The organism is Paenibacillus ihuae (assembly GCF_001368795.1).
GTDB lineage: Bacteria > Bacillota > Bacilli > Paenibacillales > Paenibacillaceae > Paenibacillus_AQ > Paenibacillus_AQ ihuae.
The window spans coordinates 3,321,600-3,334,147 of sequence record NZ_LN831198.1 but is presented as its reverse complement, the minus strand read 5'-3'; the positions used below and the strand labels follow the sequence as shown (position 1 = coordinate 3,334,147).

11 protein-coding genes and 1 pseudogene are annotated in these 12,548 nt (G+C 48.3%); 10 read left to right on the top strand and 2 right to left on the bottom strand.

What is annotated here, in order from left to right; translation table 11 throughout:
- The 6 genes and pseudogenes from AQR02_RS15300 to AQR02_RS15275 form a co-directional block, all read left to right on the top strand.
- A pseudogene (locus AQR02_RS15300) lies at window positions 1-380 on the top strand (hypothetical protein); the annotation flags it as partial.
- 2 nt (window positions 381-382) lie between these two features.
- Window positions 383-1,156, top strand: coding sequence for a CPBP family intramembrane glutamic endopeptidase (locus tag AQR02_RS15295; RefSeq protein WP_054941221.1), 774 nt, complete (start codon window positions 383-385; stop codon window positions 1,154-1,156).
- 192 nt (window positions 1,157-1,348) lie between these two features.
- Window positions 1,349-1,987 (top strand): TetR/AcrR family transcriptional regulator, encoded by a 639-nt coding sequence (locus AQR02_RS15290; protein ID WP_054941220.1) that lies wholly within the window; start codon window positions 1,349-1,351, stop codon window positions 1,985-1,987.
- A 21-nt stretch (window positions 1,988-2,008) separates the two neighbouring features.
- Entirely contained in the window at window positions 2,009-3,304 is a 1,296-nt protein-coding gene (locus AQR02_RS15285) for an MFS transporter (protein WP_054941219.1), read from the top strand.
- The gene (locus AQR02_RS15280) at window positions 3,301-5,661 is read left to right on the top strand and encodes an ABC transporter permease (protein ID WP_245237479.1); all 2,361 of its coding nucleotides are present in this window, start codon (window positions 3,301-3,303) and stop codon (window positions 5,659-5,661) included. The genes AQR02_RS15285 and AQR02_RS15280 overlap by 4 nt, the downstream gene beginning before the upstream one ends.
- Before the next feature lie 13 nt (window positions 5,662-5,674).
- Complete coding sequence (locus AQR02_RS15275; protein ID WP_054941217.1) at window positions 5,675-6,436, top strand: ABC transporter ATP-binding protein; 762 nt, start codon at window positions 5,675-5,677, stop codon at window positions 6,434-6,436.
- 705 nt (window positions 6,437-7,141) lie between these two features.
- On the opposite strand, the gene AQR02_RS15270 is transcribed toward AQR02_RS15275, so the two are convergent.
- Complete coding sequence (locus tag AQR02_RS15270; RefSeq protein WP_054941216.1) at window positions 7,142-8,086, bottom strand: serine hydrolase domain-containing protein; 945 nt, start codon at window positions 8,084-8,086, stop codon at window positions 7,142-7,144.
- Between the two features lie 258 nt (window positions 8,087-8,344).
- On the opposite strand from AQR02_RS15270, the gene AQR02_RS15265 reads away from it, so the two are divergent.
- From AQR02_RS15265 to AQR02_RS15250, 4 genes are all read left to right on the top strand, one after another.
- The gene (locus tag AQR02_RS15265; protein ID WP_054941215.1) at window positions 8,345-8,998 is read left to right on the top strand and encodes a class I SAM-dependent methyltransferase; all 654 of its coding nucleotides are present in this window, start codon (window positions 8,345-8,347) and stop codon (window positions 8,996-8,998) included.
- A 173-nt stretch (window positions 8,999-9,171) separates the two neighbouring features.
- Window positions 9,172-9,735 (top strand): polymer-forming cytoskeletal protein, encoded by a 564-nt coding sequence (locus AQR02_RS15260; RefSeq protein WP_054941214.1) that lies wholly within the window; start codon window positions 9,172-9,174, stop codon window positions 9,733-9,735.
- A gap of 140 nt (window positions 9,736-9,875) precedes the next feature.
- Complete coding sequence (locus AQR02_RS15255; RefSeq protein WP_148449109.1) at window positions 9,876-10,298, top strand: YhfM domain-containing protein; 423 nt, start codon at window positions 9,876-9,878, stop codon at window positions 10,296-10,298.
- A 21-nt stretch (window positions 10,299-10,319) separates the two neighbouring features.
- On the top strand, window positions 10,320-10,754 hold the full coding sequence (locus AQR02_RS15250; protein WP_054942119.1) for a GNAT family N-acetyltransferase: 435 nt from the start codon (window positions 10,320-10,322) through the stop codon (window positions 10,752-10,754).
- Here the strand turns inward: AQR02_RS15250 and AQR02_RS15245 are convergent.
- On the bottom strand, window positions 10,751-12,547 hold the full coding sequence (locus tag AQR02_RS15245; protein WP_054941212.1) for an ABC transporter ATP-binding protein: 1,797 nt from the start codon (window positions 12,545-12,547) through the stop codon (window positions 10,751-10,753). The genes AQR02_RS15250 and AQR02_RS15245 overlap by 4 nt on opposite strands.
- Between the last annotated feature and the right edge of the window lies 1 nt (window position 12,548).

The window sequence follows — 12,548 nt, the reverse complement described above, 5'->3', positions numbered from 1 at the left end:
AGATGGCCAGAACGATGTTCATCTCCAAAGGCGGGCTGCCGGTCAGAAAAGTTCCGCATTACATGGTAGTTGGCGAATGTGAATGGCTGAACAGCTGGTATGAGGAAGGCGCAGCTGTGAAAATCCACATCTCAGCTTTTAACACGGATACTCTTTCCTTTTCGTATGGTGATTTATTTCCGACCTTCAGTCCGAAGGTAGACGACGGCAAGGAGTATCGCGGAAATATTTATACATATAAAGAAATGGTACAGCTTATACATAAATATGGTCTGCCTCAGGTCTGGAACAAAGAGGGTACTAAGGGTCCGGAAAGGTATATTGAAGTGCAGGTCTGGGACGATGAACCTCTGCAAATAAGTAGAATTAAAGGAGAGTAGTAATGACAAACATCCGTAAAAAGAGTCATCCCGTTATATTCTCGCTTATGCTCGGTATCCTGCTGACGTTATTGATTTCCATAGCTTCGGCAGCCGCAAGCATTATGGAATTAAGTGACGACGGGATATTAGTTGCCCAGGCCGGAGCCTTTCTCGTCATGGCTGTGATCGTTACCGTGTACATGACCCGAGGCAGCAGGAGCTTAGCCCAGTTCGGGTTCAAGCCGCTCGAGAGAGCCTCCTCCAAAGATGCACTCTACTACCTGCCCCTACTTATCATTGCCCTGGTTCAGCCGTTTATAGGAGGTTTAAACGTGAAGCTGACCACAGCCGAGGTATTGTTCTACCTGGTGTTCACTCTGCTGGTTGGTTTTACGGAGGAATCGGTATTCAGAGGCATTATCAGAGACAAGCTAAAGTTCAAAGGCCCTGTATTCTACATCGTGTTTTCGTCGATCTTCTTTGGAATCTTACATATGTCGAATGCTTTAAACGGAAACGATCTTTCACATGTTCTGATGCAGGTTATCAATGCGCTGCTGCTCGGCTGTATTCTCGCCCTGCTGATTGAAACAACGGGAAATATTATTCCGCTGATTGCTTTTCATTTTGTGTATGATGCCTTAGCGTTTATGACAAAGGAGAATCCGGACAAAGAACTCCTGGCCGTTGTTATCTTAAACCTTTTATATCTGGTGTATGGTATTTACCTGGTTTACAATTTGCGGCGACGTAAGAAGCTGAATGCTGCTCCGGGGATAGCGATGGTGGACTAGAACCCTTCGGGAGCTGTCAGGCAAGCGTGGTTTAAGTAAGCAAATCTATAGTTGATAGTGAAAACATCGTCCAGCGCAGCTTAAGCAGACGGTGTTTTTTGCATTTTGCTTAAAAGAGGCGTTGACAAGGAGCTATAAATCCCTATAATTGGAATAGACCGACGGTCGGTCTATGAATTGGAGGAAAGAACCATGAGAATATCCAAAGAACCGGAAGAACGCAAAAATGAAATTTTAGATACGGCAGAAATGCTGTTTTTCAGTAAAGGGTACGCCAAAACGACCGTAAATGATCTTCTTCAGGCTGTTGGTATAGCGAAAGGAACTTTCTATTATTACTTTAAATCGAAGGAGGAGGTCATGGATGCAGTTGTAATGCGCTATATCGATACCGCAGTTACTGCAGCCGGAAGGATAGCCGCGCGCCCAGACCTGACTGTCCACGAGAAGCTTTTGCAGATCATCATGGCCCAGAAGCCGGATTCAGCCTCTAAGGAGCAGCTGATTGAGCAGTTTCACCAGTCCGAGAATGCGCTGCTTCACCAAAGAAGCTTAGCTGAAACCATTTTACGGCTGACGCCTGTATTGACCGGCGTGATTGAGCAAGGCATAGAGGAGAAAGTGTTTCATACCCCGTATCCGCAGGAGTCGGTGGAATTTCTGCTGACAGCTTCACAGTTCCTGTTTGACGAAGGGATTTTCAAATGGCAGCCTGAGGAGCTTATGCGTAAAATACAAGCTTTTATCCATACGATGGAGCTTATGCTGGGTGCACAGCAAGGCAGCTTAGGTTATGTAATGCAGATGTTTGAGCAGCCGGCAGAAGACTGAGCAGTCAGCAGGGGGACGGGAATGGGGAACAGAAGCCGGAAGTCGTTTGGCAGCTTTATAGTGATATGGATCGGCGAGTGGGTGTCCAGCATCGGAAGCGGTCTGACGGCATTTGCTCTGGGGGTGTATGTATATCAGCTTACGCAGACGGCGGAAAGTGTTGCCCTTCTCTCCCTGTGTGCTTTCCTCCCGGCAATTCTGCTCGGTCCTGCCGGCGGTGTGCTGGCTGACCGGTTTGACCGCAGGCTGATGATGTTGATCGGGGACGTCTGCTCCGCTTTTGGACTCGTGTTCATTCTGGCGGTTATGGTGCTCGGTGAGCCTTCTCTTTGGCAAATATATGTTGGAATTACCTTCAGCTCTGTGTTCGCGTCCCTGCTGGAGCCGGCCTACAAAGCGTCAATCTCGGATCTTCTGACCGAAGATCAATTTGCCAAAGCCAGCGGTCTGATGCAGCTTGCCGCCTCCTCGAAATATTTGCTGTCCCCGCTTATTGCTGGCTTTTTACTGCGTATCATGGACATCAAGGCTATTCTGCTGATCGATATTTTGACGTTTCTGATCACGGTGCTGGCTTTACTTGCTGTGAAAAAAAATCTAAAGGCGGAACCTTCTGCTCCAGCCCGTCAGTCCTTCGCGGAGGATCTCAAAATAGGCTGGCAAATTGTTGGATCGTCCAGGGGGGTTATGCAGCTTACGGCTTTGCTGTCCCTTGTAACTTTTTTTATCGGCTTTCTGCAGACGCTGTTTACGCCGCTGCTGCTCCCGTTCACGGATGCACAGACGCTCGGTACGATTGAATCCATCAGTGCGGTAGGCATGCTGGCCGGCAGTTTCATTATCGGCATCTTCCGGATTAAGGGGAAGTATTTTACAATACTGACCGCAAGCTTAGGCGGTGCCGGATTCTTCTTCGCGATGGTGGGGGTGACAACGAATGTGTACTGGATTACGGGTGCCGGATTTCTATTTTTCGCGGCGCTTCCGTTTGTGAATGCCAGTGCCGACGTACTGATCCGTACGAACATTGCTAATGAGGCGCAGGGAAGAGCCTGGGGGCTGATCGGCCTCCTCTCACAGCTTGGATACGTGGCTGCATATGTTTTGGCTGGTGTACTGGCGGATGATGTTTTTAACCCGCTGCTGATCGAAGGAGGCAGACTTGCTTCTTCGGTAGGACAGGTGATCGGGACGGGTGAAGGGCGGGGAACCGGCCTCCTGATTCTGATCTCCGGCATGCTGCTAATGCTCACAGCACTGCTGATACCAGGGCTGCAATCAATCCGGAGACTTGAAGATCATCACTATAGAAAGTGAAGGGAGTAGAGCGCCAGATGCTGCTGCGGATGTTAAAAAAGGATGTACTGCGAAAGAAAAGTATAACAGCCGGTTTGTTTATTTTTATCATGCTGTCGGCTTTGCTTGCTTCCAGTGCTGCTCATATTATTGGAGAATTGACCGGGTCCCTTAATCATCTGCTGGTGGTGTCCAGGGCTCCACATTTTGTCCAGATGCATTCAGGTACTGTAGATGACCGTGAAATCAGGAACTTTGCAGCGGAGAACCGGCTTGTAAAGGCTCAGCAGACGGTGGAAATGCTTAATATCGACGGCTCGGATGTTACTCTGGGGGACAGTACAACGTCAGAAGCTGTAAGTGTTATGGATATAGGATTTGTTATTCAGAACCGTGAGTTTGATCTGCTGTTGAATTTACATAATCAGATTATCACCGTATCACGGGGAGAGGTCGCCGTTCCGATCTATTACAAGCTCCAGAACAATCTGAACCTCGGAGATACCGTCACGGTGTCAGACGGGAAATTCATGCGAAAGTTCAGGATTACCGATTTTGTCCGTGATCCGCAGATGAACCCAAATATCGTCAGCTCTAAACGTTTTGTGGTCAGCGGTGCGGATTATACAGCACTGAGACAGAATCTCGGCGAAACCGAGACGCTGATCGAATTTCAACTGAAGGACCTCAGCCGTCTCAGCGAGTTCCGCAATGCTTATCAGAACTCCGGGCTGCCACAGAAAGGTCCATCTATCGATTACTCTTTAATTAAGACACTAAACGCCTTAACGGACGGTGTGATTGCAGCTGTAATCATTCTGGTAAGCTTGCTGCTGATGGTAATCGCTATGCTGTGCCTGAGATTTACGATGCTAGCAGCGATCGAGGAGGATTACCGGGAGATCGGTGTAATGAAAGCGATCGGGATTGCACAGAAGGAAATCCGCAGGCTGTACCTGGCCAAATATGTCGTGCTGGCCGTAACCGCTTCAGCTGCCGGGTATGCATTGTCTTTGGGATTGGTAAGGTTGTTTACCGCAAACATTTCGCTGTATCTGGGCGCTGCTCCAGCCAGTCTGCTGCAGCAGATCGTTCCCGTTCTGGCGGCTGCTGTGAACTGCGGAATTATTGTAAGCTTTTGCCGGCTCGTCCTGCGCAGATTTAAGGTGATCTCCGCTGTGGAGGCTTTACGCTCAGGAACGGCACAAGGCTCAAAGTCACTACCCAAACTGTTCCTGCTAAGTAACCGGAAGTGGATACATACCAATGTTTTTCTGGGCCTGAAAGATGTGTACGTCCGCTTTAGAATGTTCTTACTGCTGATTATTGTTGTTGCCGTCTGTCTGTTCATTATTGCTGTCCCGGTAAATATACTGAGTACCCTGGAGTCGCCGCGCTTTATCTCTTATCTCGGTGTCGGACAAAGCGATATCCGGATAGATCTCCAGCAAAATGGGGATACACTGCAGCGGTTCGAGCAGATGGTAGCCGACATCGGCAATGACCCCGATATTGCCTCATTCTCGCCGCTCGTCACCAGCCGGTTTAAGGTGCTGGACAGCGACGGGGTGTGGGAGAATATGAATGTGGAAACGGGCGACTTCACCACTTTTCCGTTGTCCTATACAAGCGGAGCTGCCCCGGCGGGCCGGAGTGAAATAGCCCTTTCGGCTCTGAATGCCAGGGAACTGGGCCGGAAGGTTGGTGACACCTTGCTTCTGAAGGTTAACGGCACGGAAGAGGAGCTGAAGGTCAGTGGAATTTATCAGGATATTACAAATGGAGGCCGGACGGCCAAAGCGCAGATTGCCTATGATCCTATGTCTGTAATGTGGTTCGTTGTAGCAGCAGATGTGAAGCCTGGTGTTCCGCTTGAGGAAAAGATAGAGCAATATGCAGAGCGGTTTCATCCCGCTAAGATTACCCGGCTTGAAGGGTATCTGGAACAGACTTTAGGCAATACAGTTAAGCAGCTGAAAATAGTTATACTGCTCGCCCTAGCTGTGTCTGTTTCTATTCTGGTGCTGATCACTTCGTTATTTATGAACATGCTGCTGGCCAAGGATGTGGCGCAGATTGCGCTGATGCGCAGTATCGGCTTTACCTTAAAGGATATTACATTCCAATATATGATGAGGATGCTGCCTGTCACCGGATTAGGTATTATAACCGGCGCTGCTGCCGCTGGCACCCTCGGGCAAAGCCTGGTCCGGGTTCCTGCTGCACTAATGGGAGCCCCGCGGATTCAGCTTGTGATCCATCCGGCAGCAGCATATCTGTTTCTGCCCTTTGTCTTTTTCCTGATCGCTGGGATTACGACCCTAGGAGTGACCAGATTAATCAAGAGATCCAGCATAGTTAAAGGAATCACCGATTAGGGGGAGTGGCAGAATGCATATTCTGGAGACAAAAAAGCTTAGCAAAGCCTATGAAAACGGCCGGCAGCTCCGGCAGCAGGTTTTGCAGGGGATCGACCTGCAGATTGGACAAGGCGAATTTATTGCGCTGATGGGACCCTCAGGCTCCGGTAAATCAACCTTACTGCATACGGTCAGCGGGATGGACCGCGCGACTGAGGGAACGGTTATTTTTAACGGGCAGGAACTAGGGCGCTTATCCGAAGAGCAATTAGCCGGGCTGCGGCTGCGCAGAATGGGGTTTGTTTTTCAACAGATGCATCTGTTGAAAAACCTGAACCTCCGCGATAATATCATTCTGCCGGCCTACCGTGCCAAAGCCAGCAGTCGCAGCGCCATTAATGTGCGGGCCGCAGAGCTGATGAGAAAAACCGGAATCGCCACTCTTGCAGAGCGCGGAATTACGGAGGTTTCGGGCGGGCAATTGCAGCGGGCTGCGATCTGCAGAGCGCTGATCAACCAGCCGGATATTCTGTTCGGGGATGAACCCACCGGCGCGCTCAACTCAAAATCCGCTGCAGAAATCATGGATATACTGGCGGAGATTAACCAGGCAGGAACCACAATCCTGCTCGCTACGCATGATGCAAGGGTTGCTGCCTTTGCTGAACGGGTGCTGTACATGCAGGATGGCAGGATTGCAGCCGAATACCGGTTCGGACCCAGACAGGCTAACCAGGACCGCAGAGCCAGGGAAGAGAGCGTGTCGGCATGGTTAAACCAGAAGGGATTTTAAAGGGCAGAGAGAAAAATTCAAGCTGACATAACCATGTTATGGCTAGAATAATAGCGGCACCATTTGCGGCTTAATATTTTTTTTACATTGTAAACTGCACGTAAAACCACAAAAAAAGGAGCAATTCTTAGGTTATGGCGGCCAGATCTCTGGGAATAGGCTTTTCCAGGAAATACGACAAAATATGAAAAATTATGAAAGTTTAAAATTCAGCGATTATGCGCTAAGATAGTGTCATCACCAACAAGTAGCTGCAACACATGTTTTTAGAAGCTTACTTATCGGTGATTAATTGAAGGAAGGAGAGATTCCCAAAGAAACCATGAACAAGGAACAAGCTTTTCAGGCAAGACACATCTTGCAGTCGAAGGAGCGTGATTCCGTTGAAGCAGGTTAGCGAAGCGTACAACTACGGTTGACACAGTAGGAAAAACGTCCGTGAAAACGTTTTTCGTGTAATCGTGTACGCGGGGAACTCATCCCATATGCAGGACATGGAGCAATACTCCGATTACGGAGCGAACGGGAAATGCCGAATATGAATTAACAATTACCATGTCAGGGATATGGATTGTTGCTGGAGGAAATGATTGAATTGAATATTGGATTGGACACATAAGTCCCCGTTACCTAGGTTTATAAGGTAGACGGGGACTTATGCATTTTCTAGCTGAATATTAGGGGGCAAGGTCTTTCTCAGAGGGCTTATTCAACGAGCAGCGGAGCGATCCATTCGCGGAACACATCTACAGGAGGTTTCTTCTGCTTGCCCTGGTGATCTTGTGTTAGAACAACAACGGTCTCAAGGGCAGGAAGTACATAAACAAATTGCCCACCATACCCTCTGGCGTAATAATAGTGTAATACAGATCCATGGGTAACGTTTGCTGCCATAGCATAGCTGTCTGTCCACCAATGCCAGCCGTAGCCGCCGCGCCGGGGCGCTTCCCCCTGCATGGCGGTTTGCGTGGAGCGGGTAATCAGATCGGAAGGGATTAGCTGCTGGTCCGCCCAATTCCCTTGCTGCAAGTAGAGCTGGCCAAACGTCAGCAGATCGGACGGCCGCAGGCGAAGCCCGAATCCTCCGGTATGAATCCCTTGCGGATCCTGCTCCCACTCATATTGTTCAATCCCAAGCGGACCGAACAGGTATAACTCGGCAAACCGGGCAGTGGGCATCCCTGTTCCTTGTACCAGAATAGCCGACAGCAGCTGGGAGACACCGGAATTGTATTCCATATGCTCACCGGGATTATGCGACAGCTTCTGCTGCAGCACGTAATCCGTCCAGTTCTCCGACCGGGTCATCCGGGGAAAAGAGTTCTGCCCGCCAAATTCCGTCCAGTTGAACCCTGCGGACATCGTTAATAATTGCTCCAGGGTGATGGCTGCCTTGCGCTTATCCGCATCCAGCTGAAGCTGGGGATAAAATTGCGACAGCGGAGCAGAAGGCTGCGGAAGCAAGTCTTGTCCGATAGCGATGCAGATCAGCGCGGACAGAATGCTTTTGGTGCAGGAGTTGATTTTGGCAATCTGGGTTACAGTGTGAGACTCTCTATAATGTTGATAAATAAGCCGGCCTTCCCGGCTGATCAGACAGCTGCGTAAATTCTGCGGCGCAAGTGCTGCGTACAGTTGAGATGTATTCATTGCGGAATTCCTTTCCTATGCCGTTGTATTGCTGTATCTTTCGTTTCATTGTACATATCTGATAAATAGTGTACCAGCCCGCATGTGAAAAAGCGAAAATGCGCCATAAATTCAAAGTCTTTTGAAGGGAGAAGACGAACAATGTTCAGATGGCTAAAATGTCTCATGTGTGACTTAACTAGGCGTCAGTCCGAACGGATAAATGGTATATTTAGCTCTGGATGGATATTTTACACTGAGGAAAGGAGATCATAGCTTATGAAAAATGGCAGCTGGGAAGCAATTTATGTGGAGCAGGGAAAAACGCAAATTGAAGTATTAGATACCGTAGTGGAGGCTGCGAAGCGATTTACAGACAACGGCTGTACCTCTATTCTGGATTTGGGCTGCGGCACAGGCCGGCATACGCTTTTTTTGGCTGATCAGGGCTTTCATATACATGCAAGCGATCTCTCACCTACAGGTGTGGAGCTAACCAGACAGCTTGTGGAACAATATGGAACCTATGATGTGGAATACAGTGTGCAGAATATGTACGCGATGACTTTGGAGGATCAGAGGTTTGACGGTGTGTTATGTATATGGGTTCAAGGGCACGGAGTCAGGGAAGACATCCGGCAAGGAATCCATGAGATACATCGTGTACTCAAGAAAGGCGGAACGGTAGTAACTGATTTTGTGACGACTGAAGATCCCACTTACGGGATTGGTGAGGAGATCGACAGCAATACATTTGTTGGGGGAAGACCCGGCGAGGAAGATATTCCGCATTATTACACTACGCGTGAAGAACTGGAGACCCTGTTTGCTGAGTTCAGCGAAGTTGAATTAGCGGACAAAGTATATGAGTTCACCGATATGCACGGTAATGACCATAAAATTGTTGCTATTCTGGTAACAGCAAAGAAATAGCGGAACCATAAAGACGCTGGCATTCTGCAGTGTCTTTATTTTTTCTGATAAATTGTTAGAAGCCGTTTTTTGCACTTTCATGTAGCGACACAATTTTGTGAAAAATATCACGTGATATTTTTCAAATTTTAATATATAATATAGTTATTAAAAAGAAATAGGGGGATTTAAAAATGAAATTTGTTAAAGTTTTGCTGGTTGCCGGTATTTCTGCTGCATTGTTGTCGGGTTGCGGTTCGAATAATAACAATGAAGGTAATGAAGCGGCTGCTACAGCTACAACTGCTCCTACAGCTGCTGCACAGACAGATGCAGTATCTACAGCATCCATTGTTAAAGAACAAGATCCATTCCTTAAAGCAGTAAGCGCAGAAGGTACCTGGATCGTAGCAATTCTTAATGACCTGACAATAGATCAAGATGTTGTTGTAGCCGGTGAATTCCATGATAAAGGCGCTGCCGAAAATGCAATTTACCGTAAGCTTGCCCTGTATGCCCAGGATGCTGACCACAATGTTACAGCAAGCTACACCCTTACTGCACCTAAAGTGACTGTACAAAGTGAAAACTTCAGAGTGCAAGGCGGAACGATCAAAGGTGACGTTTACGTAGAAGCTAACGGCTTCAACCTGTATAAAGACGCTACAATTGACGGAAACCTGTACTTTGCAAATGCAGATGTACAAGCATCCGCTGTTATGGAAGGTAAAGTGACTGGAGCAACTGAAGTTAAATAATAACTTCACGTTCCGTATGGTAGAATAAATAGAGCCTGCAGACTTAATCCCTGTACTAGGAGGTTGAGTTCGCAGGCTTTTTCTTGTTATTGTTGAAATATAGGGAAGGTAACTGCCAGACCTCAAGATAAGGAGGAACTATGTTGCGAATATGGATGTTTCTGCTCTCGTGTATGCTGTTATTTGGAATTGTGGGCTGTAGTGAACCTAAAGTGACAGAGGTGGATAAGGTGCGGCTGGAGTGTGTAGATTTATGCACCGTCGATCAGCAGTCAACTGTACCCTTCACAGAGACAACGTTTACCGGTGCAGATGAAATCAGAACCTTCGTTAATGCCATCGATAAGTCGGTCAAAATGAGCGGGGAATTGGATTACGGGACTTATTTTCTGATGCATGTGTCCTATAAAGATGACAGTCAGAAGACTTATGTCTTGAATATTTCTGATTCCGGTCAAAAGGGGATTAGAGGCCTGTTAGTCGATACTGAAGATAGCGGGCAGGGCTATGAGATCCCGGCATCGATTCATGAGGAGCTAAGAGAGCTGATATACCGGAAATAATGCTGAGAAAGGTTGACAGATGTGACAATTGTAGTGAGACGGGCCACAGTTGACGATGCCGAAGACCTGGCCAGGCTAAACTTTGAGTTTAACGGCGGGGAGCCGCGGCAAGGTCAGGATATAAAAGCAAGCTTAAGGAGCAATCAGGAATTGGTCGCTGTAGCTCTAATGCTGGATGAAGTTGTAGCATTTGGGTGCGCACAGAGCTACAGGTCTTTCTGTTATCCCGATCCATATGGGGAGATTACTGAAATGTATGTATCAGAAGCTGCCCGAAGGAAAGGGGCTGCGACAGCGCTGATAGCTTTTTTAGAACAGGAGCTATGCTGTCAAGGTGTCACCAGTGTTAAGATTCTAACCGGCAATACTAACAATCCGGCGCTGAATACATACCAAGCAAGTGGCTATATTACAAGTGCTGAAGTCATGTTACAGAAAAAAGTGAGAATATATTAATGAGGCGTTTCTACTTCAGATGCTCTAAATTGAAGATGGTATAATTCAGCATACAGCCCTTTGTTAAGGAGCAGACTGTCATGAGTCCCTTCTTCTACGATGACCCCCTTGTCCAGTACGATTATTCTGGAGGCGCTTTGTACGGTGGATAATCTGTGCGCGATTACCAGGGTGGTCCGGTTCTTCATTAGTAAATCCAGCGACTGCTGAATTAATTGTTCGGACTCATTGTCTAACGCCGAGGTAGCTTCATCCAATAAGAGCAATGGCGCATCCCGCAAAAAAGCTCTGGCAATGGCTAGCCGCTGCCGCTGCTCTCCGGATAAGGATGAACCATGTTCACCGATGAACGTGTTATATCCATCTGGCAATTTGGCAATGAATTCCTCTGCGCCTGCAAGACGTGCCGCTTCCCGTATTTCTTCTTCACTGGCAGCAGCATTGCTGAATGCGATATTGTCCCTGATTGTCCCGGAGAACAAGTAAGGGGATTGCGGCACATAAGTAATCATGCTGCGCATTTCGCTCAGCTGTTTATGCACGGATTTGCCATAGACTGAAATGGAGCCTGCATCCGGCTCATATAGGCCGCAGCATAACCGGACCAGGGTGGTTTTTCCCGAGCCGCTTGGGCCGACTAAAGCAACCGTTTCGCCATGCATAACCCGGATATTTATTTCTGTGAAGAGAGCAGCTTTGTTCTCTTGAATTGCTGAATAGCCGTATTTCAAATTTTGAATGGATAGTGCGGCAAAGTCCTCCGGATCAATGGCTTCAGGCAAAGGGTTCGGCATGCACTGCCAACTGTCTTCAGCCGGTGCATCAAGGACTGCGAAAACACGGTCTGCCGCGCCTAAGGCCTGCTGTACACCGCCCCAGGTCTGGGACATGTATACAAACGGCCACTGGACACGTCCCATGAGAATGATGAAGGCAAGCACTTCACCGGCCGTAGTTCCGCCTTTTAGCGCGGAATAGGCAATTAAACCGGCGCAAACCACCATTACGAAATTGTTAATAAAAGCCGCGCTGTTCCATAACAGGCTGGTTAGCAGTGCTCTCTGCAGCAGCAGCCGGTTCAGCTTCACCCGCTCAGCGGCATATTTGTCTGACAGCATCTGCTCCAGGGAAAATGCCCGGACAATCTTCATGCCCTGGAATATTTCCTGAAGAATCCCGCGCAGCTCCGACTCAGCGGTATAGATTTGAGTTGATAATCTGCGCAGATTACGGTCAAAAAAGCGGCTGGAGAGAAAGACTACAGGTCCTGAGCCAAGGGCGAGAAGTGCGAGCCAGACGTCCATCGCCGCCAGATAAAAGAAGGAAACGAAACATAAAAGCAGATTGTAATTCGAATCGTAAAGGATGCTGCTGACCATACTCATGGCGGCTTCCGCGTCCTTGGTGTTGCGTGAGGTTAAATCTCCTGAATGCATGGATTGCAGCAACCGGAACGGCAGCCGGTGGGTTTTATCGAACAGGCTGGCACGGAGATCCCAGGACATCCGGCTCTGCACCACAAATCGGTAATAATGCTGCAGCATCAGACAAACAATGATGAAGGCACAGACGATGGCACAGATGACTGTCAGCCGTGTGAGTGAATCCATATCTGAGCTGTTGATAGTATCAATGAATAATTGCTGAATGGCAGCGAGACCGATGTCCATGACCAGTTTGGCAGCAAGCAGGAGGGTGGCGGCAATCAGGCCAATCCGGTAGGGCTTAGCATATGTCATTAACCGGCGGAAGGCTACTCTCAGCGGTAAACCTGTATGTTCTGTGGCTTTCATT